The organism is Paenibacillus amylolyticus, from assembly GCF_047302515.1.
GTDB lineage: Bacteria > Bacillota > Bacilli > Paenibacillales > Paenibacillaceae > Paenibacillus > Paenibacillus amylolyticus_G.
Genome location: NZ_CP168019.1, coordinates 3,728,803 through 3,754,552, shown reverse-complemented (window position 1 = coordinate 3,754,552; position 25,750 = coordinate 3,728,803). Strand labels below are relative to the sequence as shown.

27 protein-coding genes, 1 tRNA gene and 1 pseudogene are annotated in these 25,750 nt (G+C 45.6%); 21 read left to right on the top strand and 8 right to left on the bottom strand.

The features are described 5' to 3' along the window. Positions 1 to 45: 45 nt before the first annotated feature. The 5 genes from ACDJ59_RS16125 to ACDJ59_RS16105 all read left to right on the top strand — a co-directional run bounded on the left by ACDJ59_RS16125 (position 46) and on the right by ACDJ59_RS16105 (position 5,503). A complete protein-coding gene (locus ACDJ59_RS16125; protein ID WP_413404141.1) occupies positions 46 to 531 on the top strand; it encodes a hypothetical protein in 486 nt (161 codons plus the stop codon). Between the two features lie 265 nt (positions 532 to 796). After that, positions 797 to 1,543, top strand: coding sequence for a DeoR/GlpR family DNA-binding transcription regulator (locus tag ACDJ59_RS16120; RefSeq protein ID WP_413404138.1), 747 nt, complete (start codon positions 797 to 799; stop codon positions 1,541 to 1,543). Positions 1,544 to 1,545: 2 nt separating this feature from the next. Next, positions 1,546 to 2,457, top strand: a complete 912-nt coding sequence (gene pfkB / locus ACDJ59_RS16115) for a 1-phosphofructokinase (RefSeq protein ID WP_413404136.1) — start codon at positions 1,546 to 1,548, stop codon at positions 2,455 to 2,457. A gap of 90 nt (positions 2,458 to 2,547) precedes the next feature. Further along, positions 2,548 to 4,515 (top strand): fructose-specific PTS transporter subunit EIIC, encoded by a 1,968-nt coding sequence (locus ACDJ59_RS16110; protein WP_413404134.1) that lies wholly within the window; start codon positions 2,548 to 2,550, stop codon positions 4,513 to 4,515. Between the two features lie 199 nt (positions 4,516 to 4,714). After that, on the top strand, positions 4,715 to 5,503 hold the full coding sequence (locus tag ACDJ59_RS16105; protein WP_413404132.1) for a class I SAM-dependent methyltransferase: 789 nt from the start codon (positions 4,715 to 4,717) through the stop codon (positions 5,501 to 5,503). A gap of 138 nt (positions 5,504 to 5,641) precedes the next feature. On the opposite strand, the gene ACDJ59_RS16100 is transcribed toward ACDJ59_RS16105, so the two are convergent. The 3 genes from ACDJ59_RS16100 to ACDJ59_RS16090 form a co-directional block, all read right to left on the bottom strand. Next, positions 5,642 to 6,781, bottom strand: a complete 1,140-nt coding sequence (locus tag ACDJ59_RS16100) for a zinc-dependent alcohol dehydrogenase (RefSeq protein ID WP_074094414.1) — start codon at positions 6,779 to 6,781, stop codon at positions 5,642 to 5,644. Positions 6,782 to 6,860: 79 nt separating this feature from the next. Next, a complete protein-coding gene (locus ACDJ59_RS16095) occupies positions 6,861 to 8,024 on the bottom strand; it encodes an oxalate decarboxylase family bicupin (protein WP_413404129.1) in 1,164 nt (387 codons plus the stop codon). A gap of 107 nt (positions 8,025 to 8,131) precedes the next feature. Continuing rightward, the gene (locus ACDJ59_RS16090; protein WP_413404127.1) at positions 8,132 to 9,010 is read right to left on the bottom strand and encodes an SDR family NAD(P)-dependent oxidoreductase; all 879 of its coding nucleotides are present in this window, start codon (positions 9,008 to 9,010) and stop codon (positions 8,132 to 8,134) included. Positions 9,011 to 9,179: 169 nt separating this feature from the next. Here ACDJ59_RS16090 and ACDJ59_RS16085 point away from each other — a divergent pair, with 169 nt between their 5' ends. Next, on the top strand, positions 9,180 to 9,617 hold the full coding sequence (locus ACDJ59_RS16085; protein ID WP_053061511.1) for a MerR family transcriptional regulator: 438 nt from the start codon (positions 9,180 to 9,182) through the stop codon (positions 9,615 to 9,617). Positions 9,618 to 9,681: 64 nt separating this feature from the next. On the opposite strand, the gene ACDJ59_RS16080 is transcribed toward ACDJ59_RS16085, so the two are convergent. Continuing rightward, entirely contained in the window at positions 9,682 to 10,617 is a 936-nt protein-coding gene (locus ACDJ59_RS16080; RefSeq protein WP_413404125.1) for an AraC family transcriptional regulator N-terminal domain-containing protein, read from the bottom strand. A gap of 160 nt (positions 10,618 to 10,777) precedes the next feature. Here ACDJ59_RS16080 and ACDJ59_RS16075 point away from each other — a divergent pair, with 160 nt between their 5' ends. From ACDJ59_RS16075 to ACDJ59_RS16045, 7 genes are all read left to right on the top strand, one after another. Next, positions 10,778 to 11,053 carry an Atu4866 domain-containing protein gene (locus ACDJ59_RS16075; RefSeq protein WP_413404123.1) on the top strand — a complete coding sequence of 92 codons (276 nt, stop codon included), beginning with the start codon at positions 10,778 to 10,780 and terminating at the stop codon, positions 11,051 to 11,053. A 24-nt stretch (positions 11,054 to 11,077) separates the two neighbouring features. After that, positions 11,078 to 11,815, top strand: coding sequence for an SDR family oxidoreductase (locus ACDJ59_RS16070; RefSeq protein ID WP_413404121.1), 738 nt, complete (start codon positions 11,078 to 11,080; stop codon positions 11,813 to 11,815). Between the two features lie 59 nt (positions 11,816 to 11,874). Beyond that, positions 11,875 to 12,777: a LysR family transcriptional regulator gene (locus ACDJ59_RS16065; protein WP_017689438.1), complete on the top strand. Its 903-nt coding sequence runs from the start codon at positions 11,875 to 11,877 to the stop codon at positions 12,775 to 12,777. A gap of 129 nt (positions 12,778 to 12,906) precedes the next feature. Continuing rightward, a complete protein-coding gene (locus ACDJ59_RS16060; RefSeq protein ID WP_413404118.1) occupies positions 12,907 to 13,227 on the top strand; it encodes a transposase in 321 nt (106 codons plus the stop codon). Continuing rightward, positions 13,224 to 14,087, top strand: coding sequence for an IS3 family transposase (locus tag ACDJ59_RS16055; protein ID WP_413409767.1), 864 nt, complete (start codon positions 13,224 to 13,226; stop codon positions 14,085 to 14,087). Before ACDJ59_RS16060 ends, ACDJ59_RS16055 begins: the two co-directional genes overlap by 4 nt. A gap of 155 nt (positions 14,088 to 14,242) precedes the next feature. Further along, positions 14,243 to 14,980, top strand: coding sequence for a spermidine synthase (locus tag ACDJ59_RS16050; protein WP_413404116.1), 738 nt, complete (start codon positions 14,243 to 14,245; stop codon positions 14,978 to 14,980). Positions 14,981 to 15,249: 269 nt separating this feature from the next. After that, on the top strand, positions 15,250 to 16,761 hold the full coding sequence (locus ACDJ59_RS16045; RefSeq protein ID WP_413404114.1) for a diguanylate cyclase: 1,512 nt from the start codon (positions 15,250 to 15,252) through the stop codon (positions 16,759 to 16,761). 50 nt (positions 16,762 to 16,811) lie between these two features. Here the strand turns inward: ACDJ59_RS16045 and ACDJ59_RS16040 are convergent, their stop codons facing one another. Together ACDJ59_RS16040 and ACDJ59_RS16035 are read right to left on the bottom strand one after the other, a co-directional pair. Beyond that, complete coding sequence (locus ACDJ59_RS16040; RefSeq protein WP_036609739.1) at positions 16,812 to 17,174, bottom strand: winged helix-turn-helix transcriptional regulator; 363 nt, start codon at positions 17,172 to 17,174, stop codon at positions 16,812 to 16,814. A gap of 223 nt (positions 17,175 to 17,397) precedes the next feature. After that, the gene (locus ACDJ59_RS16035) at positions 17,398 to 18,390 is read right to left on the bottom strand and encodes a Gfo/Idh/MocA family protein (RefSeq protein ID WP_413404112.1); all 993 of its coding nucleotides are present in this window, start codon (positions 18,388 to 18,390) and stop codon (positions 17,398 to 17,400) included. Between the two features lie 225 nt (positions 18,391 to 18,615). Here ACDJ59_RS16035 and ACDJ59_RS16030 point away from each other — a divergent pair. Continuing rightward, positions 18,616 to 18,699 (top strand) — tRNA-Leu (locus ACDJ59_RS16030). Between the two features lie 105 nt (positions 18,700 to 18,804). Here the strand turns inward: ACDJ59_RS16030 and ACDJ59_RS16025 are convergent. Next, complete coding sequence (locus ACDJ59_RS16025; protein WP_413404110.1) at positions 18,805 to 18,990, bottom strand: hypothetical protein; 186 nt, start codon at positions 18,988 to 18,990, stop codon at positions 18,805 to 18,807. A 158-nt stretch (positions 18,991 to 19,148) separates the two neighbouring features. On the opposite strand from ACDJ59_RS16025, the gene ACDJ59_RS16020 reads away from it, so the two are divergent. Then, complete coding sequence (locus ACDJ59_RS16020) at positions 19,149 to 20,303, top strand: sn-glycerol-1-phosphate dehydrogenase (RefSeq protein WP_413404108.1); 1,155 nt, start codon at positions 19,149 to 19,151, stop codon at positions 20,301 to 20,303. A 223-nt stretch (positions 20,304 to 20,526) separates the two neighbouring features. Here ACDJ59_RS16020 and ACDJ59_RS16015 read toward each other — a convergent pair whose 3' ends face one another. After that, positions 20,527 to 21,123, bottom strand: a complete 597-nt coding sequence (locus tag ACDJ59_RS16015; protein WP_017689431.1) for a helix-turn-helix domain-containing protein — start codon at positions 21,121 to 21,123, stop codon at positions 20,527 to 20,529. Between the two features lie 449 nt (positions 21,124 to 21,572). On the opposite strand from ACDJ59_RS16015, the pseudogene ACDJ59_RS16010 reads away from it, so the two are divergent. The 6 genes and pseudogenes from ACDJ59_RS16010 to racE all read left to right on the top strand — a co-directional run. Beyond that, a pseudogene (locus tag ACDJ59_RS16010) lies at positions 21,573 to 21,956 on the top strand (holin family protein); the annotation flags it as partial. A gap of 285 nt (positions 21,957 to 22,241) precedes the next feature. After that, the gene (locus ACDJ59_RS16005; RefSeq protein WP_413404106.1) at positions 22,242 to 22,529 is read left to right on the top strand and encodes a Dabb family protein; all 288 of its coding nucleotides are present in this window, start codon (positions 22,242 to 22,244) and stop codon (positions 22,527 to 22,529) included. 173 nt (positions 22,530 to 22,702) lie between these two features. Next, complete coding sequence (locus ACDJ59_RS16000; protein ID WP_076318399.1) at positions 22,703 to 23,164, top strand: DUF86 domain-containing protein; 462 nt, start codon at positions 22,703 to 22,705, stop codon at positions 23,162 to 23,164. Between the two features lie 10 nt (positions 23,165 to 23,174). Beyond that, positions 23,175 to 24,089, top strand: coding sequence for a DUF4261 domain-containing protein (locus tag ACDJ59_RS15995; RefSeq protein ID WP_413404104.1), 915 nt, complete (start codon positions 23,175 to 23,177; stop codon positions 24,087 to 24,089). Positions 24,090 to 24,274: 185 nt separating this feature from the next. Next, complete coding sequence (locus tag ACDJ59_RS15990) at positions 24,275 to 24,652, top strand: YtxH domain-containing protein (protein ID WP_017689426.1); 378 nt, start codon at positions 24,275 to 24,277, stop codon at positions 24,650 to 24,652. Between the two features lie 219 nt (positions 24,653 to 24,871). Next, positions 24,872 to 25,681: a glutamate racemase gene (gene racE, locus ACDJ59_RS15985; protein ID WP_074096835.1), complete on the top strand. Its 810-nt coding sequence runs from the start codon at positions 24,872 to 24,874 to the stop codon at positions 25,679 to 25,681. Positions 25,682 to 25,750: the final 69 nt, after the last annotated feature.

Sequence of the window (25,750 nt, the reverse complement as noted above, 5' to 3'; positions counted from 1 at the left end):
TGTTGTAAAATGTCGGTTGGAACATGTTAAAGGCAGGGATAATAGATGAATGAAATGAACTATGAGCAATTTAGAGCTCATTTGAAGAAAGCGTCGCGTAAACGAAATGTACCTTTGATTAAAATCGTTGCATTTCAAGAGAGATACATGAAGATTGAAGAAGTTCAATTTTACGATGTGGAACAAAATCATATGAGTGTCCAGGCCTGCAATACGTTGTGGATGCATCTGGAGAATAAATCTTTCCGTAATATGGTGTCCCAACATTTGCAGTTTTATAGAGACATGGAGAATCTCGGTCGGCATTCCTTTGAGAATCTGATCAAAGAACTATATGATACGTCTGTTCCAGTACTGCTTGATTACAATCCCGCTGATTATTACACCTCGGGGCAGCTTGCTGAGATTCTGGTCATGGATGAGGAGCGGTTGATAGAACAATTGGAGATGGGCCGCTTCAAGGGCGCTTTTATTAATGAAGAGGGCAAATGGCTTAAACCCAAACCGGATGAAATGGTTGTAGAGTCATAAACGCGCATGAAATTCCCGTGAAAAGCAAAATCCTGCAACGCTGCTCATCAAGCGCTGGACGCTGCAGGGTTTTTAATGGAGATTTGAAGGGCACGGAATTCCAACTTTAAGAACATGAAGTAAGTCAGGTCACCACCTTCGATACAATTGGACAAGAAAATAAGTCGAAAGATGCGGGTTTTTGAATGATTTTAAATTATTTTGAATGAAAGTGGTTGTTTTTTGAGGATATTATGATACTATAGAAGCAGTTGGAGGAATGAAGATGCTGACTGAAGAACGATATACTGCAATTATAGAGCGCTTACATTTACAGGGAATTGTGAAATTGCAAGAGCTTGTTGATGTGTTGGGTGCTTCTGAATCAACGATTAGGCGTGACTTGATCGATCTGGAGAGTCGTCAGATGCTCAAACGCATCCACGGCGGTGCCGCACTAGTGAATGAAAAAACGCTGGAACCGGGCATGGAAGAAAAAACGTTCAAAAACATTCAACAAAAAACGACGATTGCCCGTTTGGCTGCACAGGAGATCGAAAATGGCGAATGCATTTATCTGGATGCAGGAACGACAACGTTAGCCATGATTCCTTTTATTGAAGCTAAAGACGTAACGGTAGTTACCAACGGACTTTCACATGTTGAAGCTTTGGTAAGCAAGCGTATTCGCAGTTATTTGCTCGGAGGTATGATGAAAATTCATACAAAAGCAGTCATTGGCAGTATCGCATTACAGAACATGGATAATTTCCGTTTTGATAAATGTTTTCTTGGAAGCAACGGAGTTGATCCCGAAATGGGGTATACAACACCGGATCCGGAGGAAGCCTTGATTAAAAGGCGTGCACATCAATTGTCGGGAAAATCTTATGTGCTGGCTGATTCAAGCAAAATAGGGGAAATTACTTTTGCCAAATTGTTTGATTTGGAGGAGGCCGATTTGATTACCGAGCAGATGCCAGAACATTGGCGGCCTGGAATCGCCCAGAAAACTAAAATAATTGAGGGATAACGATGATATATACGATAACACTTAACCCGTCCATTGATTACATCGTGGAAGTGGATGAGCTGAAGCTTGGCGGATTGAATCGAATGAATCGGGATTTGAAGCTCCCTGGCGGCAAAGGCATTAATGTCTCTCGCATACTGAATCAACTTGGAGCAGATAACACGGCTATTGGTTTCCTTGGTGGATTCACAGGACGTTTCATTAATGACAAGTTACAAGAAGATAACATTCGGACAGACTTTGTCACGATTGCAGACGATACTCGTATTAACATCAAGCTGAAGCATGGAGAAGAGACAGAGATTAATGGTCTTGGACCTGCAATCGGTGCCGAAGAGGCGGAGCAGTTGCTTCACAAATTATCTTCGTTGGAAAAAGGAGATATTGTCATTCTCTCCGGAAGTGTACCGCCTTCACTTGGAACGGATTTTTATGATCGTCTCATTAAAGTATGCAAGCAAACGGGTGCCGAATTTGTGATTGATACAACTGGCCCTGCGTTAATGGAAGCTCTTGAACATGCACCATTGCTGGTGAAGCCAAATCATCATGAACTGGCCGAACTATTCGGTGTAACGATTGATACTCGCGAGGAACTGGTGTTATACGGGCGTAAGTTGCTGGAAGCCGGTGCTAAACATGTGTTGATCTCCATGGCAGGTGAGGGTGCACTATTCATTACCAAAGCGGAAGTTCATCATGCGAATGTGCCAAAAGGCACTGTGAAAAACTCGGTTGGTGCCGGTGACTCCATGATTGGCGGATTCGTAGGCACCTATGTACAGAGCGGAGATTTGCTTGAAGCTTTCCGCACAGGGGTTGCATCTGGAAGCGCAACTGCGTTCTCGGATGATCTGGCAACACGTGAATTGATTGATGAATTGCGTAATCAAGTAACCATTACGACGATTTAGTCTAACGGCCATATAAAAGGTTTTTACTGTAATTGTAATGTAGTGAGGCCTGCCTAGGCAGGCCGACTGAACTTAAGGGAGTGTACCAAGATGAGAATAACAGACTTGATGATCCAGGAAACGATGATCATGGACCTGCAAGCCACAACCAAAGCTGAGGCTATTGATGAACTAATTGCAAGCCTGAACCGAAGCGGGCGAATCAATGATCCGGTCCTGTTCAAGGAAATGATCTATAAAAGAGAAGCTGAATCCAGCACAGGTATCGGTGGCGGAATTGCAATGCCACATGCCAAAACAACAGCGGTGAACGAACCAACAGTTGTATTTGCCAAGAGTAGAAAAGGGCTTGATTTTGAAGCGTTGGATGATCAGCCAGCTCATGTGTTCTTCATGATTGCGGCTCCAGAAGGCGCAGGTAATACTCATCTGCGTACGCTTGCAGCTCTTTCCAGGTTGTTGATTGATAGCGATTTCATCTCACAATTGATGAGTACAGATACACCTGCTGAAGTTAGTGCATTGTTTGATGCCAAACAGGCAGAAGCAGCTGAGAAGGAAGCAGCCAAAGAAAAAGCAAAAGCTGAAAAAGAAGCAAATGCCGCATCCGCTTCTACTACTGGTCAGCAACAGAATACTTCTGGTGTGATTGTAGGTAATGCCAATTCGGAAGATTTTGTTGTTGCGGTTACAGCATGTCCAACTGGTATAGCGCATACGTTTATGGCTGAAGATGCACTTAAAAAGAAAGCTCAGGAAATGGGCATTAATATTCGCGTAGAGACAAACGGCTCTGAAGGAGCGCAGAATGTTCTCACTGCTGATGAGATCGCTCGTGCTAAAGGGGTTATCGTTGCCGCAGACAAAAATGTGGAGATGGCACGTTTCGATGGCAAACCGGTATTGCAAAGACCGGTGAGTGATGGAATCCGTAAATCCGAAGAGCTGATTCGCAAGGCCGTTAACGGTGATGCACCGATCTATCGCAGCCAAGGCGGAAATGCCAAGGAAGAGGGCGCAAGCACTGGTAAGATTAGTGTAGGTAGCAAAATCTATAAAGATCTGATGAATGGTATCTCGCATATGCTGCCATTCGTTGTAGGTGGCGGTATCCTGCTAGCAATCTCCTTCTTGTTCGAACAGCTTGCTAGCCCTGAGAATCCGATTGTGCAACTGCTTCAAACGATCGGTGGCGGAACAGGTGCGTTCCACTTCCTGATTCCGGTACTTGCCGGATTTATCGCGATGAGTATTGGTGATCGCCCGGCCCTGATGCCTGGTATGGTCGGTGGATTGATGGCAGTTAACTCAAACGCCGGTTTCCTTGGTGGTTTGGCTGCCGGTTTCCTGGCGGGTTATGTAGTTATTGGTCTCCGTAAGTTGTTCAAAGGATTGCCAAAAGCGATTGATGGCTTGAAACCAATCTTGCTGTATCCGGTATTTGGCTTGCTGATCGTAGGTGCCATCAGTTTCTATGTCTTTGATCCAATCTTTGGTTCCCTGAACACATGGCTTGTAGATGCACTGGGTAATCTGGGTACAGGTAATGCGGTATTGTTGGGCTTGCTGCTTGGCGGTATGATGTCCATCGATATGGGTGGACCGTTCAACAAAGCGGCTTACACGTTCGCCATTGGTGTATTCACATCCAGTGGTAACACAGACGGTGCATGGATGGCAGCGGTAATGGCAGGCGGTATGGTGCCTCCTCTGGCGATTGCACTTGCAACAACATTCTTCAAATCCAAATTTACAGAGCAAGAACGCAAATCAGGCTTGACTAACTATGTACTTGGATTCTCTTTCATTACAGAAGGTGCAATTCCATTTGCTGCGGCTGATCCATTGCGTGTATTGACTTCTTGTATTCTGGGTTCCGCTGTTGCTGGCGGATTGACACAACTGTGGAGCATTAATGTACCAGCTCCGCACGGCGGGATCTTTGTTGCAGCACTGGCGAACCACGCATTATTGTTCCTGCTCGCTGTTGCGATTGGTTCTGTGATCTCCGGTCTGATTCTGGGACTGTGGAAGAAGTCACCAACGCTTGTGAAGTAATAAATATAAGAAACATCTCCTGGGTGAAATTTACTCGGGGGATGTTTTTTATTTCAGCTTTTTTGTTAGGTAGTGGAAAGTTGCCTCCGGATTTGTGTAAAATGCTTATTTAGCTTTTACATTCATCTGTGGTAAAATAAATATAATTATATTTTGAAACTATGTTTCGTCTAATGAAACTTATGCAGGAGGAATTGGAATGTCTGATGTAATTAAAAGTCAGGTGCAGAAGCAGTTTGCGAAAAATGCAGGTAAATATGTGACGAGTGCGGGGCATGCCAAAGGTGAGGATCTCGCGTTGCTCGTGGCTTCATCTCAAGCCACTCCGGATATGAACGTGCTGGATATCGCCACTGGAGGAGGGCATGTCGCTAATGCATTGGCTCCACTTGTTCAGCGGGTGACAGCCCTCGATCTAACGGAAGAAATGCTTCAGGTAGCTGAAGCATTTATCCAGGGCAATGGACACCGTAATGTAGATTTTGTTGCCGGGGATGCAGAGAAGCTGCCATTCGATGATGATATCTATGACCTTGTGACCTGCCGAATCGCTGCTCACCATTTTCCGGACGTTTCTTCGTTTGTTCATGAGGCATTACGAGTTATGAAGCCCGGTGGAAGGTTGTTATTCATTGACAACGTGGCACCTGAACGTGATGAGAATGACCAGTTTTACAATGAAGTGGAGAAGTGCCGAGATGCAAGCCATGTTCGAGCATGGCGCAAGACGGAATGGATTCATATGCTGGAGTATGCCGGCTTCCGAATGGAAACGATGGTTTCCTTCCAGAAGCGTTTTAAGTTTGAAGAGTGGTGTAACCGTGCGGCACTGCCGGAACGGGAGAGAAGGGAACTTGAAGCAAGCATGTTGAGTGCACCGTCCATCATCAGAAAATTTTTCAATTTTGAAGTGACAACGAACGGGAAGCTCGACAGCTTCCAAGGAGAAAGTGTGTATATCCAAGCGATTAAACCGACTCATGTCTGATTAGGTAAAACAAACGATTTAGCTGAGCAGTTTATGAAAGAGTTAAAGGATGAATGTCGATAAAATAAAACAAGCAGAGTACCTTGAACAGGTAGTTCTGCTTGTTTTATTCTGCATATTTATAGTCAAAGCGACGGTTCAGGGTTTTAGTATAACTTTGGTACATTCGTCTTCATGATCGTTGAAAATGCGGTATGCATCGCTTGCATTCTCCAGTGAAATTCGATGGGAGATGATCTCCGTTGGATCGAATTCACCAGCAGTGATTTTGCGGAACAATTCAGGCATGTAATGTATTACAGGAGCTTGTCCCATTTTGAGGTTGATATTGCGTTCAAACAGATTGCCTAACGGAAACATGTTGTAGGAAGAGCCATATACACCCGTAAGTTGGAGTGTACCGAATTTGCGAATGGCCTTCATGCCGATTTCGATCGCACTTAGTGAACCGCCATGAAGTTTCAGCTTCTGTCCGATTTCTTCCAGCATGTTCTTTTTACCATCCATACCTACACAGTCGATAACAACGTCGGTTCCGCCTTGTGTAATCTCGCGAATGTGCTCACCCATATCATCGTAATCTTCGAAATTAAAGATCTCTGCATCATTCAAACGTTTGGCTTTCTCCAGTCGATAGGGCAGGCGATCCACAGCAATAACACGTTTGGCACCTTTCATCCAGGCGAACTTCTGCGTCATCAGCCCAATGGGTCCACTACCGAGTACAGTAACCGTATCTCCCGGTTTAACTCCGGCATTCTCCACGCTCCAATATGCGGTTGGAAGAACATCGGACAGGAATAATAAAGCTTCATCTTCAAGTTCACAGGATTCAGGAATCACAAACGGAGTGAAGTTTCCGTAGGGAACACGCAATAATTCTGCCTGACCTCCGGGGTGATTTCCGTAACGTTCGGTGAATCCAAAATATCCACCTGTATGAATATCCGGATTACCATTGGAATTATCGCACTGGCTCTCCATGTCATGATTGCAATAGAAGCATTCACCACAAGCGATGTTAAAAGGCAGGACCACGCGGTCCCCCTTCTTCACACGTGTCACTTCTGGGCCTACTTCTTCTACAATGCCCATCGGTTCATGACCGATAACGTAATCTTTGGCAGCAGGCAAGGCTCCCTGATAAATATGCAGATCCGATCCACATATAGCTGTGGAAGTAATACGAACGATAATGTCATCCTTTTGTTGCAGTTTGGGATCTTCAACCTCTTTGACTTGAATGTCCTTTATTCCCTGAAACGTAACGGCTCTCATCTTTCATATTCCTCCTTATATAGTGGGGTTCTCTGACAATTACCCCAATTCAGCTTAAATGATAGATATGCATACTAAATTAAACGACAGGCCATTTTACTTTACGCAAGGCATCGAGCAACTCAGGCGGCGCATTCAGATTGTCACGGACCAGATCCCGCGGGGTTAACGCCATCCACTGATTCAGCGATACATCCTCGAATCGATCACTTCGGAATATCTCCAAAAACCATAAAGTGTCTGTGCCGGTATTTTGTATATAGTGTCCCATTGCGACAGGAACATATCCGACATCTCCAGCCCGATAGTCAAATGTGCGAGCAATGCCATTGCCTCCAAAGACAGTCATTCTCCCTTGTCCTGTCAGATAGTATTGCCATTCATCTGCATTGGGATGCCAGTGCAGTTCACGCATGGCGCCAGGTCGGATCTCAACGAGTGCGGCTGCAACGGTAGTTGAGATGGGGAAGTTGGTGGAGTCGACAATCCGGACGCTTCCGCCGGGGGTAATGAGTGGTTCCTGGGCCAGCAATCGGTGTTTGAATGTGAGAGGAACGGTACCATATGGCGACTGAACTTCCTGGCTCTCGATGGAACCCGGGACGGTATCTTGGAAAATGTAGACCTGTTCCTTCGGCATTGACTGAAAAGCGGATTCGGGCACGCCGAAATTGACAGACAATACCTCTGGTGGGGTATGGGCAAACCAATCGGATATGGATAACGTGTTCAGATCGGAGAAGGACCCGTCATCAAACACAAGCAGAAATTCACAACCATCCTCCAGTCCCTGAATGGAATGGGGCAGACCTTTGGGGAAAAACCAGAGATCGCCAGGCCCAACATCCGCAATAAAATTACGTCCGTTCTGATCTACCGAAGTGATTCTTGCCGTTCCCCAGATCATATAGGCCCACTCGGATTGTTGATGCCAGTGCAATTCCCGTACACCTCCCGGTGTCAGGCTCATGTTCACACCAGCCAGTGTAGTGGCAATAGGGAGATCCCGTACGGTGATTTCACGTGACCAACCCCCATGGTTCAATTGCATATGGGTATCGGAAAAAGACATTCTCAGATTGGGCAATAACCCGTTATCGGTTGCCGGAGGTACCAGCATATCTGGGTTTTGTATATCTCTCATGATGTCTCTGGGTCCCAGATCAGGTCCACCAGCGCCATCACTGCGAATGGGTTGCGGGATGATAAACGGCTTTTCGTTTGGTTGCTGTCCTTTGGTCATGAAGTGATCCCTCCAGATTCAGTAACATGTCACACGCGACATTGTATCGTTATGTTTACACCTATGAATCAGGGCCTGGATAATATGAGGGACAACATCCATTATGATTAAGATCGTGTGATTATGGTCTTTCCAGACTGCGTTGTACGAAAACGCTGCTCATAAATCTCGTTTACCCGCTTTAAAACAGCAGGGCCTTGCTCTGTGAAGCGAAGCGCTGTCGCTTTATTTTTCACCAGAAATGTACCTGATTCGTGTCCGGTTGGGGATAAGGCCGCATTGTAGAGCAGCGAAGCGCCATGGCTTGGATGAGGAAAGAACCATTTCATGATAGGTTTGATATAAAAGGGCAGGCCGGATGTTTTGTTGCCCCTTAGCGTGTTATTTCCACCGGGATCTACGCTTAGTAATTGTATGACATCCGCACTGGCAGACTTGGCAACCTCGCGTGTCCATAGGGATAAGCCGAGCTTCGAGGTGGCATAAGGACCAAACAGCTTTTTGAATTCGGCTGGACGTTCCAGGATGTTCAGATCAAATTGTCTGACCATATTGAACGAGGTGGTGGAAGTATTAATAACTGTTTTCATCTGTCCTTTGAGTAATAGCTCAACTAATTCCATGTAGATGATGTAAGGGACTACCGTCTGAAGTTCAAAGTGTAGTTCATGCCCCTGATCAGAGAAACGAAGCTCCGAAGCGCTGCCCCCCGCATTGTTAAACAAAACATCAATTGAATTAGTATCGGATTTAATCTGATCAAGTGCAGTTCTCAGACTGTCGTAGTTGGTCAGATTAGCTTGAACCCAACGGAGCTGGCCTGTACGTAAGGCGTTCTGAATATCGGTATCCTCGGATCGGAAAGCAGAACGGTTGAGACCGATTACCTGCCATCCTTCAGCCAGTAACCTGCGTGTCAGTTCAAGACCAATTCCTGACGTTGACCCTGTGATGAGAGCGGTGCGAAGCTGATTTTGTATATTCATATATACCTCCAGATAGAATGGGATTACAGAACGAATCCGTATGCTGCGCTCATTCTATAACTTGGAGTCGACTCCAAGTCAAGGGGTGTTGGGATGGAATGGATCATGCTTGACTTGGAGTCAGCTCCAAGTTGTAATATGGAGAGAAATGAATGTGGAGGAGGCCCATATGATGAGTGAGAATGAAGTGTTCTCCATTAAAGAAACGTCAGAACAGGCCGGATTATCAGAAGATACAATTCGTTATTATGAGAAGATTGGGCTGCTTCCCCGAGCGGAACGCAAGGCCAATCGCCATCGGGTATATCGCTCGGAGGATATCCATACGATGAAGTTGATCACTTGCCTGAAAAAAACAGGAATGTCTCTGGAGGAAATGAAGCCTTATTTACAAATGTCCATGGATTCCGATCTCGCAGATTTCCCGGATGAACGGGAGATGCTGGTGAATCACCGGAAGAAAGTTGAAGCACAGATTGCTTCGCTACAGCAGGTGGTTGATTTTATCGACGAGAAGTTGGAGAAACGAAGTATGTATCCTGATGAATGTCCTATTACCGGGGAGAACCAGATGTCTGTTTTTGAAAAACAGAACCTATTTTCTTGATGGCACTACTGCCTATTTGAATCCGAAAACCCACGTCATGATGACGCGGGTCTTTTTGTTGTTTCTAGTTTTTAATATCGAGTGTAAGACGAAGTCGTTTGATATCGCTTTTGGGAGGGAGACCATACATGCGGGCATACTCCCGGCTAAATTGAGACGGACTTTCATAGCCAACCTGGAACGCAGCGTTGGCGGCATCGGTTGAACCTGCAAGCAGCATTCGCCGGGCTTCATGCAATCGAATCTGTTTCTGGAATTGCAAAGGACTCATGGCGGTAATCGCTTTGAAATGATGATGTAATGAGGAAGAACTCATGTTGATCATGGCAGCAAGTTGTTCAATCCGAAGTGGCTTAGCGTAATCAGATTGGATGACTTCGATCACCTCGGCGATGTGCTGTGCATGACTGTCCTGAATAGCAAACTGCTTGATGGAATGTCCGTGTTCATCCTGGATAATACGATATAGAATTTCGCGGATAAACAGAGGGGCAAGGACAGGAATGTCTTCAGGTGTATCCAGCAGCCGAACCAATCGGATCACGGCTTCAAGAAGGGAAGGTTTGGTTGAGCTAACAAACAATCCTCTTTGTGTTGAATGGTCAGGTTTGGGTTGTGCAGAAGGCGTATCCTGAATCAGATCGAAAATCTGCCCTGAATCAAAATCCAGTCGAATACATAGATAGGGATGTTCGGTTGTCGCCTTTACAACCTGCCCTGAAATAGGCAAGTTTACGGAAGCTACCAAATATTGTGACAGGTCGTAGGTGTAGCTCTCGCGGCCGAGTATAACTAATTTGGAACCTTGGGCGACAATGCAGAGGGAAGGCTGATAAACGGAATATATGGGTTGTGAGATCTCGGAGGCACGGATTAAGGCAAGGGATGGAATTGCTGTTGGATGTATCCCGTCACTTGGGGTGAAATGCTCAATAAGTTGAGCCAATTGTTGCTGCTGCTCCGTGATGCTCGTATCCGTTTCATTTGTTTTGATAAGCATGAATTGCAGTCCCCCTTGTAAACCACTATTACTATTATTTTAAAATGCTCTGGAGGAATAGGCAAGAATACTGCGGGATTTTTCTATCGTACAACGACTGATCCTCTACATAATGGAGATAAGCAACGGAATCTTTTGAAGCAGAGAGGGGTGAGAAACAATGGAGCGCAATTCAATGGGTGACCAACAAGAACCAAAACACCCGTATGTAGGGATGTGGGTCACGAAGGATGGATATATCAGACACGAACTTCTTCCTTGCGGTAGATATGATGAAGCGAGAGGAGATCGGCAAAGTGCATATCAGGGTCGCTATGTTGTTCATGGGAAACATATAGAATACGTGGATGATACGGGATTTACAGCGGATGGAAACTTCAGGGACGGCGTTTTGTACCATGCAGGCATGATTTTGTATAGAGAAAATGTACAATAACAACCAAATAAGGAGCGATTTAATATGTCCAATGTAAAAGGGAAAGTTGTTGTCATCACCGGTGCGAGTAGTGGAATTGGCGAGTCAACAGCTCGATTGCTTGCACAGCATGGAGCACATGTAGTTATTGGAGCTAGACGTATGGAACGTTTGGAGGCATTGGCCTCCTCCATTCGTTTGGAAGGCGGATCGGTGGAGTGTCATTCGCTGGATGTTACCAGATTGGAAGAGATGCAAACCATCGTTGACCTCGCTCAAACTCGCTATGGACGTGTCGATGTTATTTTAAATAACGCTGGAGTTATGCCGCTATCTCCTCTTGAATCGTTAAAGGTAGATGAGTGGAATCGCATGATAGATGTTAACATTCGTGGGGTTCTACATGGCATTGCGGCTGGACTGCCCGTCATGAAAAAGCAGGGTTTTGGCCAGTTTATTAATATCGCCTCTATTGGAGCCTATGCCGTGTCACCAACGGCAGCGGTGTATTGTGCAACCAAATACGCAGTCCGCGCCATCTCGGAGGGGTTGCGACAGGAAGTAGGTGGAGATATCCGTGTAACCCTTGTATCACCGGGCGTGACGGAATCGGAACTCGCGGATACGATTTCTGATGAAGAAGCACGTGATCTCATGAAAGAGTATCGGCGCATATCCATTCCCGCCTCGGCGATTGCGAAAAGTATATTGTTCGCCATTAGCCAGCCGGCAGAGGTGGACGTAAATGAGATTGTAGTGAGACCGACAGCAAGCATGGCTTAAGGTTGGATCCTCTTTTGGTATATAATAGGTTCAACTGATACGAAAAGAGGAATAGTGCAGTGACATTACAACAACTAAAATATGTGATCGAAGTTGCCACGCGCGGTTCCATGAATGAAGCAGCCAAAAGGTTGTTTATCTCGCAACCCAGCCTTTCGAATGCCATTCGGGATCTGGAGCAGGAGTTGCGAATTACTATTTTTGAACGTACCAATAAGGGAATATCTCTGTCTAAAGAAGGCGTTGAGTTTCTGAGTTATGCACGTCAGGTGGTAGAACAAGCCGAATTGCTGGAGAATCGTTATCTGAACGCCAAGCCATCCCCGCAGCACTTCTCTGTATCGACGCAGCATTATGCGTTTGCAGTAAATGCCTTTGTTCGCCTGGTACAGCAGTATGGTCAGGATGAATACGAGTTGGCGCTTCGGGAGACAAAGACCTACGAGATTATTCAGGACGTGAAAAGCCTGCGCAGTGAAATTGGCATTCTGTATTTGAATGAGTTCAATGCCAAGGTGATTAACAAATTGTTAAAAGATGCGGGGCTGGTTTTCACGAGTTTGTTCACAGCCAAGCCCCATATCTTTATCAGTGTGAAGAACCCGCTGGCGAAACAAGAGTCGGTTGCAATCGAGCAACTGCAGGATTATCCGTACTTGTCATTTGATCAGGGAGAGTACAATTCCTTTCATTTTTCCGAAGAGATCCTAAGTACGTTATCTCACCCCAAAAGCATACAGGTCAATGACCGCGCAACATTGTTTAACCTGTTGATTGGTCTGAATGGTTATACGATCTCTACCGGTGTACTTAGCGCTGATCTGAACGGAGACGAGATCATTCCTGTACCACTGGAATGTGAGGAATCCATTAATGTAGGGTGGATAAGCCACAAGAGCACTTCTCTCTCTAATCTGGGTGTAGCATATGTCCAAGCTCTGCATGAGGCCATAGGGTCTTAGAAGTGTTAAATGGTTCATCAAAAGGCCGTTCCCGTATGAGTCGGGTGGTATTATCCCCTTTAAGTAGACACTTAAAAAAACCTTCATGTTATCATGGGGGTTCAAGTGAAACTTGGAGGGGATATTTTTATGGCGAAAAAAGGGCAAACATTTCAGACGTATACGGAAGAATTCAAATTGAATGCAGTTAGATCCTATGTCGAAGGTTCTTCAAGTTACAAGGTGGTCGCTGAACGCGAAGGAATTCGAAACTGTTCACAACTGAAGGTGTGGGTGAAAAAGTGGAAAAAAGGGGAAGCATTCGATGAACGAAAAAACAGTGTGCCCAATCCACTGAAGGGACGTCCTCGTACAGCCTTTGGCAGCGTGGAGGAAGAACGAGACTATCTTCAAGCACAGGTGGATTATTTAAAAAAGCGGTATCCAAATCTAGTAAAGGAGAAGCGCTGAGCCAACGGGAGAACTACGATATCATCGATGAATTGCGCTGCTCGCATGGCATTACACGCCTACTATCGATTACAGGAATACCCCGATCCAGTTACTATAAATGGCGAGCAACCCAGCCGCAGCGAGACGCAAGACAAGAACGTGACCGTGAGATCAAAGAACACATGATGGCTATTCATTTTGAAAACCGAGAGTTTGGTTATCCTCGCATGACAACGGCGTTGTGGGAGGCTGGTCTGAACGTGAATCACAAGAAAGTATGGCGAATCATGCGGGAACTATCGATCCAATCGGTAATTCGTAAGAAGCGGAAGAAGTCCAGCTATACGCCATCTGTGATCTATCCGAATCGCCTGAAACGCCAATTTCACGCTACAGCACCCCAGCAAAAAATGGTGACGGATATTACCTATATTTCGGATGGGAATTCATTTGTTTACCTGTCCGTGATTCAAGACTTGTTCAACAACGAGATTGTAGCTTGGCAGTTATCTAAACGGAACGATGTTCAGCTCGTATTGGATACGGTGGAACAATGGACACAAAAAAGAGACGTTTCAGAAGCCGTGCTCCATTCGGATCAGGGCTTCCAATACACGTCTCAGGCGTACAACACACGATTAGAAGCATTCGGCGTCAAAGGCAGCCACTCTCGCAAAGCAACCTGCCTGGATAACGCATGCATCGAATCCTTCTTTTCGCATCTCAAGACAGAGAAGCTGTACCTTAACCAGTGTAATTCAGAAGCAGAGATTCGACAAGCCGTGGAAGATTACATGTACAATTACAACTACCGACGCTTTCAAGCCAAACTTAAACAGCGCGCACCGATTGAATATCGATGCGCACTGGCAGCATAGCTTTTTTCATCTGTCTACTTGACAGGGGTATGACCACGGGACGGTTTTTTTGTTGTACTACGATCTTTCAAGTATAGGGTGGTATGTTGTCATCCCGTGTAATAGAATGAAGGTATATGTCGAATAGGTGTGAAAGCACGAAGGGAGAACGGTTATTGAGAGTTCTGTATCGGAATAAAAGTGAACAGCATGAGCTGACGGTATATGATACCAAAAAGCTTTATGGAGAGAAGGGCCAGTTTCGTGTATTAGAATTCTCCAACGCAGCTGTGCAGGGCGCAATGGATCTGGATGAGCCTGCCCGGATGGTGTTGGAGTATCCAAGAGCGATGGTGCATCTTATGGAAACTAATGATCCTGAGTTTGATACCGTATTTGTGGTGGGACATGGTATTGGGACATTGCCAACCTACTTGTCTGATCGTCAGGTAAAGGTGGCTGAGCTGGACGCAGAGGTCGTGGAGTTGAGCCGAACCTTTTTTGGATATGAGGGAAGTCCTGTGCTCATTGGGGATGGTCGTGAATTATTAGGCCAGGAACCCGCTGAGACATATGATTATATTATTATTGATGCCTTTACGGCAACGGGTACACCCGAGCAGTTTATATCCAGTGATTTTTTTGCCATGGTCAAGGACAAGCTGGACTCGGACGGAGCTGTCATCCTTAATGTGTTCGGGCGTGCGGGCAATGATCGGCTTGTCAATGCGATCTATACGACACTTCAGGCACAGTTTGCCTATACACGTGCATTCGCATTACCTACAGAAACAGCGGATGAAGTTCAAAATCGCATTTTAATGGGCAGTCATCACCCGATCGAATTTCAGGTTCGTCAGATGGCAGGGTTTGTTGAACAAGAGCCAGAAGAAGGATATATCATTGTCGATTAGGGCGATCCTGAACAGTGATTCTTCCAGGGAAAGTAAAATGTCATTAAATCGTCAATCTTACGATGTAATTGTTAAGATTTCTCAGTCTCTTTATTTGATCTTAACAACTTTCGTATAAGGTAGAAGGAATATGCTTTTTCATGAAAATCCGGGGGAAGTAAACGATGATTGCACAGATCAAGAGATCTAGATTACGAAGAAAAATAAAAAACATCAAGAAAATCAGCCTCACGGCTTTACTCGGCGGGTTGGTCACTATTTCAGTTATAATGACATTGACCCTCATGGTCATCTCATCTTATACATCTCAGAAACAGTCACTCATTGATAACACCCTGTCCCTAAACTATGCAAGCGCTGTGCAAATGAGCCAAACGCTGGATTCGCTTTTTTATTCCATGCAGGAGAGCTTGAAATATGCAGCCACATATTTCCCGGACATGGATAACTCCAATACAAAAGAGTTGAATTCCACATTGGATTTGGTTCGCAATAGCAGTAATTTTTTCAATTCCGTTTCTTTGGTAAATAAAGAGGGAGTAATCAGGTCTACCTCACCGTACTCACAGGCTAGTGTAGGTCACCATGTTAGTTCCAATGCAGCAAAAGAAGCGGTTAAATTGAGGGCTTCGTATATCTCCGAAGCGTACCAGACACCCAGAACCAAACGCAGAATTGTATTTGTCAGTGAACCGATCTTTGATTCGGCAGGGGAGTACCAAGGAACAATCGGTGGAAATATCTTTTTGCAGGAGAATAATATATTGAGTCTGTCTTTTGGCAGTCAGCTTAAGACAAGTAATGGTTCCTACTTTTTTATTGTGGATAAGAAGGGTACATTGTTATTTCACCCAAACACCAATCGAATTGGTGAAAATGTCAGTAAAAATGAAGTGGTGCAAAAACTGCTAGTAAACAAGCACGGTAAAGAACAATACAAAAATCTGGCAGGTGTGGATTCGCTTGCAGGTTATTACAAAGTTCCATCAACAGATTGGGGCGTCGTAATCGTGTCTCCAACCCAAACGGTGTACGATCAGTTGAATCATCATATCCGTATGTTGTTACTGTACACCTCAGTGCCATTCCTGATCCTGACGCTTATTGTGGTTCGGGTTGCACGCAAGCTGGCCAGTCCTTTTGCTATGCTGGCTGATTTGGTGAATCAGGTTGATAAGGGACAAGTGGATCTGCCTGTGATGAAGCCTCACTGGAATAGAGAGGCAGACCTTCTAACAAGAGCAGTTGTTGGCGCATTGGCGAACTTTAGGAAACAGACAAACCAGCTTGTCTATGATGCCAGAACAGATGTTTTAACAGGCATGAACAATCGCCGAACCTTCGAAGAAGTCATTCAGGAATGGATTCAGGATGAGGTGCCGTTCTCCATTATTGTTCTGGATATCGACCGCTTCAAGTCCATTAATGATACATTCGGGCATCATGCTGGGGATGAAGTATTAAAACACATTGCCAATATCATTCAATTGTCTGTTCGACCAGAAGATGTCTGCGCCCGGTTTGGTGGAGAGGAATTTGTAGTCTTGTTAAGAAATTCCGAGTCTAACGTAGCTTATGAGATTGCTGAACGTATCCGAATAACGGTCGAAGAAAGCGTATTGCCTATAGATCGTTCCGTCACCATCTCGGCTGGAATTGCTGAATATCCGAAGCACTCCACAACATCCACAGAACTGTTTCACTTGGCGGATAATGCATTGTATCAAGCGAAGGAAGAGGGACGTAACCGTACGGTTACGATCCAATCGGTTATTAAATAAGCAAGCAAAGAAGCTGTTCCCTAAAAACCAGGGACAGCTTCTTTTGTGTTTTATACCTCTTGTGAGGATCTGGCCAGAACCTCATTTGTATACGTTTCTCCCCAATCTCGCATGCTGAAGATGATCGGCCGTAATGTTTCACCAAATGGTGTGAGGGAATACTCCACTTTAGGTGGGATCTGGGGGTATATTTCACGATGAACAATTCCGCTGCTTTCCAACTCTCGAAGTTGCAGGGTGAGCATACGCTGGGTGATGTCAGGAAACAATTTTCGGATCTCGTTAAATCTCAAAGGACCGGAGAATAAATGATACAAAATGGCACCTTTCCATTTGCCTCCGATCACACTGAGGGTAACTTCTACGGAACAGCCGTATGGCGCGGGACATAGCTTGGTTGCGTCCTTTTTCATTATAAGTACACCTCCACTTTACGGTGATTTTCTATAGTATCTATTTGGGTAGTTATATTACATAACGTACGTATAGTTCATGAATGAGCATATCACTTATGATGCAGATTATAAACCCTAATTCTAGGCGAAGGCAGATGTGCTGATGTCTATAATATAAAAAAGAGCCCCGGTTTCAGGCTCTTCTCTGGATGAATAAAATATGATGATGAGCGTATATACGCTACTTCAGTGACGATAGAATGGAGTCACATAGAGCCATCGTTGCAATATTATCCTTGGCGCTGGAATGTGGGACAGTCTGATTCTGGCAACACGCGATGAAGTGCGCCATTTCACCAACAAACCCGCGTAGATAAAGGTCACGATAAGCTCCTGACATGGGAGAGCCGGAAGGTGTATATACAGTATCTTGCTCCTCGAGAGATTTCCAGGGAAGGTTGGTCGAACTCCGGGATTGATGAACAGTAAGTGTGTTGAACTCTTCAGCTGACGCAAATCCGTTGTCAAAGGTGACGAGTACACTTTCACTTTCCCGTGACCAAGCACTCATGCCGGTAAAATAAGCGCTACCTACTACGTTATTTTCAAATATAAGGGAAATGCTTTGATTAATGTGTTCCCCATCCTTCACGGTTGTGCCTGTAACTCGTATTACTTCTCCGAATAAGTAACGCATCAGATCGACCATATGAATGGCAGCGAGCTTCATGAACTGTTCCTCATCTTTGCAAAATGGGGTACTGTCTACAGCGAATTTCATCTGGAATGAACGTACCTTACCTAGCGAACCACTATCAATTAGCTCCTTCAGCTTCATGTATATGGGGGCATAACGTTTCATAAAACCGACCATGACAACGACGCCAGCCTGCTCGGCAGCTTCTGCTACAGTGGCGGCTTCCGCTGCGTTCCATCCGAGCGGCTTATCCACGTATACATTCTTGCCAGCCCGAATGCATTCGAGAACAAGAGCGGTCTGATCTACAGGCTGGGCGACCACAACGACTCCGTCACAGATTTCCTGCTGCAACATAAGCTGAGCATTGTCATACGCTTTTCCGTTGCTGCCAAATCGCAGCAGAGCTGCTTCAGAGCGTTCCATACTGCGTGTGGCAATGGCCTGGATCTGCGCTCCGGCTTCAACAACAGAAGGGTAAATATTCGTGGATGCATGAAACCCGGCACCGATAAAGCACAGATGGGTCGTTTTCAAGGTGGATCTCTCCTTCATTTTTGCATTCTTATGGATGGTATATTTGTTGTTTAATGCTACGATAGGGTGTTTGAAGTTGAGAAAAAAGGACATATGTCCTATTCTTGAATGAATAAAAAAGAAGTTGCATTTTTATTTTGGAGCATGTATACTCTGAATTACGGTAAAACAAGGAATTGTTTCACCGGAACGCTTTTCATCGATGGATGAGGAGATACATATTATGCGGTCGTGGCGGAATTGGCAGACGCGCACGGTTCAGGTCCGTGTGGGCTAACCCCCGTGGAGGTTCGAGTCCTCTCGACCGCATCTAACAAAAAAGGTTCGTGAGTTGCTCTAGGGCAATTCACGAACCTTTTTTTATTTTGTGGATCATTCGTGTGAAGCCTACATTTTGCTACCAGCTTGCTAATGCTAATGTTGCCGCTGGCGCAGAATGACTGCCGTGATGATCCCGGCAATGGCTCCTGCAATACCAAATAGCGTTACACTGGCAACCACTTCAAACGACTGGAGACGAAACAAAAAAGCGATACCGCTGCCAAAGGTGGTTCCGGCGAGAAATCCGAGCGAAATTCCTAATTCTTTCGTTAATTTCATTGCTTCACCTACTTGGAAATGTGAGATATGGATTTGCAAATATTGGGTACAGGCAGTAAAGTGTGATCAGGAAAATCATCACATTTTATTTCCTTTTTTATCTTGTGGTTTTAACCCGTTAATTATGCATGATATCTCATATGGGAGGGTAAGAGCGAATGAATATGAACGAACGAATTGCAGCATGGAATGAGGAAGCACAGCAGTGTGCTTGCGGTCATCAACACCGAGTGGTGGATATGCTGATACATCTGGAAGCTGGTGCCATTCAGAGGTTACCGGGTTATTTGTCTGAGCAAGGATATCGTCAGGTGACGGTTGTTTATGATCAACATACGTTTCGGGCCGCCGGATCTGATGTGCTGAGTAGTATTCGCGAAGCGGGAATGCATGTGGATGAGATCGCTCTGCCGGAGAATCGTACGGGGGATATCATTGCGGATGAAGCAGCTATTGTACAGGTCATGTTGGGTGTGAGACTCGAAAGTCAGGCTGTAATTGCGGTGGGTTCAGGTACCATTCATGATCTGGTGAGATTTGTTTGTTCCAAAATGAACAAGCCTTTTCTGTCCATACCGACAGCGGCTTCAGTAGATGGCTTTACCTCTGCGGGTGCACCCTTAATTGTAAGCGGAATCAAACAGACATTTCAGGCTGTTCCGCCTGAAGCCATTTTTGCCGATATGAATATCCTGGAGCAAGCTCCCCAAGTGATGACGGCTGCCGGATTCGGAGATATGCTTGGCAAATATACTTCCCTTGCAGATTGGATTGTTTCTCGTGATCTGGGCGGGGAACCGTTCTGTCCGGTTGCTTATCGGATGACAGAAGAAGCACTGAATACCTGCATAGATCATGTACAAGCTATTGCGGAGGGGCGAGCAGAGGGAGTAGCTGTATTAATGGACGCATTAATTGTTTCCGGTATCTCCATGCTGATCATTGACCATTCTCGTCCGGCATCCGGAGGTGAGCATCATCTGTCCCACATTTTGGAGATGGATCTGATGCAAGCGGGAGAAAGACCAGTTCTGCATGGTGCCAAAGTTGGCGTAGCTTGTGCATTGCTAACGGTGAAATATAAAGAACTTGCACAGACATCCGGCGAACCGGTGTTTGGGATATATGACCAATTGCCGGAGGCTTCTCAGCTCATCGCATGGTTGGAACAAGTAGGTGGCCCTGTGACTACTGAGCAACTCGGTGTAACCCCGGAGATGGTGGAACATGCATTCAACACAGCGCATACACTTCGTCCTCGATATACCGGTTTGAGATATATCAATGAAGTATTAAACACGAGGTTAGGATGACCTTTTGGAGAGAATGGTCCTGATGAAATGCATTAACTTCGCTTTTAGCGAGCTGTGATGGCTCTCCTTGGGAGCAAAAGACGAAAAAGGGTAGGTTATCTGACATTTCTGATGGAATAGCCAGAACAGTGCTTCAAGTCCGAGAGAGAAGGCATGCATTTTATTTTAAAAAAGGCTCTGGCCTCCCTATGGGGAGATCAGAGCCTTTTGGCTGTTCGCTTATTTAGTTGTTGCGACGATCTTTCAAGATGACATCTGCGAACAAAATAGTTTTCGGGATACGGAAAAATTGCTCCGCTTGTTCCTGAAATGCAGCAGAAGGCAGTGTTCCCTGATGCAGCCATTTGCGGAAAGTGCCGGGATGAACCCCGATCCAGTGGCTGACATCTGTCACCGACAGATCATGGACCATACACAAGCCTGTCAAAATACGGTTACTAACCGGAGAACGGGTCACCGTACGCTTCATGAAGCGAGATGACTCGGGTTGACATATGACAGGGCTATTACGCACAACTTCTTCATTGAAGAGAATATGACGCGGGTAGCCGAGTAATTGGCAAGTCTTGTCCAAATTGGTACTGCCGGGTATCCGTCCTTCATATACCCACGCACTGACACTGCGTGAAGAGATGGAGAGGTCTTCAGCAAGCTGGGACAACTTGATATCATTGGCCATCAGCACGGCAAGAAGAACACGATTTCGGATTTGACAGCGTGTCGGTTTTCGGAATCGTTTAACACGGACGCCTTTTCCCAAGTATTTACGGTTGATCAGAGACCACGCCTGGATGGAATGTTGTTCTGGTTGATTAGGCATATTTCCTCCGATTTTTTTTAACCAAATACTACAATAAACAACGGGGTACTTTCAAGTGCCGGGATTACCGGTTACAAATGCCGTCAATGCGTGAATTCACGATAAAGAGGGAACTACGAACTAGACCATGCGCAATTCACATCCTAGTATATTCCTAGATTACAATGTTTCACTAAAAATGAGGGGAGAAATTGGACAGGAATAAAAATAATGTAGTTCCAATTACTTATTAATAGGTCTAAAGAACTTTTATCTGTTTTTTGTTGATATGATGCGGTTTATTTCCCTGAATTCCCCAAAAGCATGTGATTTTCGTTCCACTGTTGCGAAGGGGATGTGCACAAATCTGAAATGATAAATCCGCGTGTTCAGCATGACATGTGACCTGTCAAATCTCTTACTTTTACATATATTGTATGATACTCAAGTGTAAAGGAGAGGTGAGGAACGTGCATCTATCTGTGAATACCTTTGCTGTCATCTCGGGAGCATTTGTTACGTTTGCTTTTGGCGGATGGGATCAATTGCTGAGCCTGCTCGCGGTCGCGATGGCTGTGGATTATATAACAGGTTTGGCAGCGGCGGTAAGAACAGGTACCGGGTTGAATAGCAACATTGGGTTCTGGGGGATTGCTCGCAAAGGGCTCATGCTGACCGTTGTTTTGCTTGCTCATCGAATTGATCTGATCATGGGAACCGATTTTATCAAAGGCGGAGCTATTTATTTCTATCTGGTGAATGAACTTATTTCGATTACCGAGAATTATGCCAAAATCGGTCTTCCATTGCCTGCAAAGCTCAGACAGGCCATTGCTGTGTTGAAGAAACAGGAAGATCAGGAGGATCTGATGAATCGTGAATGGTCCAAACCGCAGCAAACCCCGGACAACATCAAACAGCAGGCTGAAACAGGACAAACTCTGCAGGATGAATCCGCGAAACAGACGGAGGATGGATCGCAAAAGAAATCCGAATCGAAAGGAAACGGTTCGAATTAGTTTTTCTTATCAAGAGAACGTTTCCAAGTATCCTTTCGTAATAGAGAACGTTATGATATATTTTGGATACATGAAAATTCATTCATTTCTACTATTATATTAAACGAGGTGCTTGCCCAGATGATAAAACATATTGTCCTGTTCAAAATGAAAGATCGCTCAGCAGAAAGTATTGAAACTGCAGCTCAGGTGCTTCGCAATCTGGAAGGTAAAATTGATGTCCTCGTTTCACTTGAAATCGGGATTGATGTGCTTCGCTCGGAGAGATCGTTCGACATTTCACTCACGGCGGAGTTTGCGTCACTGGAGGATCTCCAGGCGTATCAGGTACACCCGCTTCATCAGGAAGTTATCAAGTACATGAACGAAGTCAGAGAACAGTCAATTGCAGTGGACTACGAAATCTGATCTATCATTCAAACTACGTTGAGATAAAGGGGACTCTGCATGAGCGATTTAAGAGACGTTATGGAATTTCTATATATTTTTGTTGTGTTTCTGATCGCTTGTCCTGTGATGATATTCTGGCTTAAGCGAAGAGGGAAACGGAACCGATAACTCACTGAACGGGAAGTGAACGAATGTATTATGTGAACAGAGAACAGATTGCCCGCCGGCTTGCTGCTGTACCGGAAGTAGCTGAAGGGCTTCGCGGGGCAGCAGAAGCTTGGGATGGCAGTCTCATGCTGGGGATGGTACAGGAACGGTGTCTTCACCTGGCGATCGAAATTGTTACCGATGTGGGAAGTTATCTGATCGACGGCTTCATCATGAGAGATGCGAGCAGTTATGATGATATTATTCAGATTAATTATGAAGAAAAGGTTTTTGATAATCCGACCTATGAGATATTGCGTCAGCTTGTCACGTTACGCAAGCCACTGGTGCAGGATTATTACACTTGGGAGCGGTCTGAGCTCCATCCGCTTAGCGTAGAGTTGCCGAGTATACTTGAACATTTTACTACTCAGGTTAGCGCCTACGTGGAAAAAGAACTTGGTCCTTTCAATACGGCACAGGCCGAGGGACAGCGTAAGGAATGAGGGAAATCGCATGACAAATGAATCAAAAGAATTCAATGAAGTAAATACTGAAAGTAACGAAACAAATGAAACACCTTCCGGATTCCATCCGGTGTATATGGTTGAACTTTTGTTCCGGAAACGTCCAGAGGTGGATCGCCTGCGTTTGCAGGAAGCTATGATTCGTCATACAGGACAAGTCCGACTGGATGTGAAACAAGAGAGCGGAGGGCAAAAGCATGAGATGCTTGTCTTCTATCATCTGGACCACAAGGTATCCTTTCAGGAAGGGGATATCCCTGCTCAGACTTGTATGCTTCCTGTGAATGAAATCGCAGATCGTGCTCGCTTTGGCGGTGCTCTGCAACAAGCATGGTATTGGCCGGAAGTGGGACAAGTTGTAGAAGCTTCGCGGTACTCCATTCGGATACATGATATGTTCACGGCTGCCATGCCTCGCAAACAGCGCCTGGAGCTGTTTCAGAAGACTGTACTGGCAATCATGGAAAGCCTGACCTGTGATGCGCTGTATTGGTATGGCAGTGATAAGTTGGTTGAACCGGAAGCATATACGCAAGCTCAGGAACGTGAGGAACATCTGTATGCAGCCATGAACGTTCGAATGTATCAAGCCGGAGGTACAGAGGAACAGCGCGGGTTGGTCATGGACACCGTGGGATTATCTGCGCTGGGTGTACCTGATGTCCAGTGTCACTTCGTCGGTCTTGATCCGGATACGGTGGCTCAGACCTTACTGGGCGCAGCGTATTACATATTTGATCAGGGGGATGTTCTGCAAGATGGACAGACGCTGGGTTCTTCAGGTGGACGTCGCTGGCGTTGTGAACATCAGGCGGCATTGATTGCACCTGGACGATATGTTATTGATTTGGACCCTGGGGATGAGCATGCCGCGGCTGATCTCGAGCCGGCTCGTCAGAACTGAGTTTAAGCCAAGTAAGTTGCATCCATTCAAAAAGGGCGTTCAGATTATTTTTAACATCTGGAGTGTCAAGTCAAGCCTGTGCTGCTTATAATGCATCAACAGAGTAGGCATTCGCCCGGATGGCTGAGCGACAGACCGTTGCTTCTGATCCGGTACTTAAACAATAGTAAAGGGAGAGATGTGACGTGAAGGATTCTAACAAAAGTTTGTTGTGGGGAGCTCTTATTGGCTCCGTGGTTGGTTCAGTAACTGCATTATTGCTGGCGCCTAAATCGGGACGTGAACTTCGTCAGGATATTACAGAAGGTGCTCGTCAGGTATCGGAGAAAGGTCAGGAACTGGCTGGTATCGTGGGTGAACAAAGTTCGCAGATCGTATCCAAAGTTAAAGAGACCGCAGATGTTGTGATTCAGGATATTCAATCCTGGCGCAATTGCGCTGAAGGGAAAGAAATTCGCATATCGGCAGCCATTGTTGATAACGATATCGATAAAACAGTGGATGAACCCGGCATTGACATCGTAGCGAAGCTTCCTGCGGATGAGTCCAAGGACGACAACTAAGCAAAGCTTGATAAGCAGGCTTTCCTCTAATTAGAGGAGAGCCTGCTTTGTTGCGTGTCCACACATAGATGACGTAGCGCGTGGATTTAATTTGAACCCTGCGATGAAATCGGGTAAGATGTAGGTACCTTTTTGCCGGAATGTTCATAGGGTAGGAAGAAAGCTCTGAGAAACAATCGTTTTGAGAACCAATTCAATGAAGAAGGAAGCGGTGTGTTCGTGCAGCAAGCAATCGCTATATTAGACTCCGGTGTGGGGGGATTGACCGTCGCCAAGGAAGTGATGCGTCAGCTCCCGCGGGAAAAGATCATTTATTTTGGGGATACTGCCCGGACACCGTACGGACCCCGTTCGTCCGAACAAGTAAAACAATTTACGGAACAAATCGTTGATTTCTTGATCCAATTCGATCCGAAGGTTATCGTTATCGCCTGTAACACAGCAACAGCAGCCGCGTTGGAGTATATCCGTGGCAAGGTGAATATGCCTGTCATTGGTGTTATACATCCGGGTGCGCGAGCCGCAATCACAGCGACACGTACAGGACGTATTGGTGTGATTGGTACCACGGGTACCATAGGTAGTGGGGCTTATACAACGGCACTCAAACAGTTGTCCCCCTATATTGATGTGGTCAGTCAGGCTTGTCCGGCGCTGGTGCCGTTGGTGGAACAAGGTGAATTTCGTTCCGAGCACACGACACATACGGTGGAACAATCATTGGGCGAGATCAAACAACAGCCAATTGATTGTCTTATTCTGGGTTGTACGCATTATCCCTTTCTCATGGACACGATTCAGGAAGTTATGGGGCAGGAAGTGAAGTTAATCAGTTCAGCAGATGAAACGGCACGTGAAATCAGTACGATTTTATATGATAAACGAAAGCTGGCCAGTGGGGATGAGACTCCGGTGCATCAATTTTTCTGCACGGGTGACCCGAGAATGTTCCAGAATATCACCCGTCGATGGTTGGGGGAGCAGATCTCCAAGACCCCTGTTGTCTGGCAGGTAACGCAATTATCATAGTTATACTCAAATTATGCATGAATAAGACTTTTAATTAATGTATTTTGGTTGTGGACTATCCCGGAACTG

What these genes read in the sequence shown, in the direction of transcription:
- ACDJ59_RS16125 (WP_413404141.1), top strand. Translation starts at nt 46, where the DNA reads ATGAATGAAATGAACTATGAGCAATTTAGAGCTCATTTGAAGAAAGCG.
- ACDJ59_RS16120 (WP_413404138.1), top strand. Translation starts at nt 797, where the DNA reads ATGCTGACTGAAGAACGATATACTGCAATTATAGAGCGCTTACATTTA.
- pfkB (WP_413404136.1), top strand. Translation starts at nt 1,546, where the DNA reads ATGATATATACGATAACACTTAACCCGTCCATTGATTACATCGTGGAA.
- ACDJ59_RS16110 (WP_413404134.1), top strand. Translation starts at nt 2,548, where the DNA reads ATGAGAATAACAGACTTGATGATCCAGGAAACGATGATCATGGACCTG.
- ACDJ59_RS16105 (WP_413404132.1), top strand. Translation starts at nt 4,715, where the DNA reads ATGTCTGATGTAATTAAAAGTCAGGTGCAGAAGCAGTTTGCGAAAAAT.
- ACDJ59_RS16100 (WP_074094414.1), bottom strand. Translation starts at nt 6,781, where the DNA reads ATGAGAGCCGTTACGTTTCAGGGAATAAAGGACATTCAAGTCAAAGAG.
- ACDJ59_RS16095 (WP_413404129.1), bottom strand. Translation starts at nt 8,024, where the DNA reads ATGACCAAAGGACAGCAACCAAACGAAAAGCCGTTTATCATCCCGCAA.
- ACDJ59_RS16090 (WP_413404127.1), bottom strand. Translation starts at nt 9,010, where the DNA reads ATGAATATACAAAATCAGCTTCGCACCGCTCTCATCACAGGGTCAACG.
- ACDJ59_RS16085 (WP_053061511.1), top strand. Translation starts at nt 9,180, where the DNA reads ATGATGAGTGAGAATGAAGTGTTCTCCATTAAAGAAACGTCAGAACAG.
- ACDJ59_RS16080 (WP_413404125.1), bottom strand. Translation starts at nt 10,617, where the DNA reads ATGCTTATCAAAACAAATGAAACGGATACGAGCATCACGGAGCAGCAG.
- ACDJ59_RS16075 (WP_413404123.1), top strand. Translation starts at nt 10,778, where the DNA reads ATGGAGCGCAATTCAATGGGTGACCAACAAGAACCAAAACACCCGTAT.
- ACDJ59_RS16070 (WP_413404121.1), top strand. Translation starts at nt 11,078, where the DNA reads ATGTCCAATGTAAAAGGGAAAGTTGTTGTCATCACCGGTGCGAGTAGT.
- ACDJ59_RS16060 (WP_413404118.1), top strand. Translation starts at nt 12,907, where the DNA reads ATGGCGAAAAAAGGGCAAACATTTCAGACGTATACGGAAGAATTCAAA.
- ACDJ59_RS16045 (WP_413404114.1), top strand. Translation starts at nt 15,250, where the DNA reads ATGACATTGACCCTCATGGTCATCTCATCTTATACATCTCAGAAACAG.
- ACDJ59_RS16040 (WP_036609739.1), bottom strand. Translation starts at nt 17,174, where the DNA reads ATGAAAAAGGACGCAACCAAGCTATGTCCCGCGCCATACGGCTGTTCC.
- ACDJ59_RS16025 (WP_413404110.1), bottom strand. Translation starts at nt 18,990, where the DNA reads ATGAAATTAACGAAAGAATTAGGAATTTCGCTCGGATTTCTCGCCGGA.
- ACDJ59_RS16020 (WP_413404108.1), top strand. Translation starts at nt 19,149, where the DNA reads ATGAATATGAACGAACGAATTGCAGCATGGAATGAGGAAGCACAGCAG.
- ACDJ59_RS16015 (WP_017689431.1), bottom strand. Translation starts at nt 21,123, where the DNA reads ATGCCTAATCAACCAGAACAACATTCCATCCAGGCGTGGTCTCTGATC.
- ACDJ59_RS16005 (WP_413404106.1), top strand. Translation starts at nt 22,242, where the DNA reads ATGATAAAACATATTGTCCTGTTCAAAATGAAAGATCGCTCAGCAGAA.
- ACDJ59_RS16000 (WP_076318399.1), top strand. Translation starts at nt 22,703, where the DNA reads ATGTATTATGTGAACAGAGAACAGATTGCCCGCCGGCTTGCTGCTGTA.
- ACDJ59_RS15995 (WP_413404104.1), top strand. Translation starts at nt 23,175, where the DNA reads ATGACAAATGAATCAAAAGAATTCAATGAAGTAAATACTGAAAGTAAC.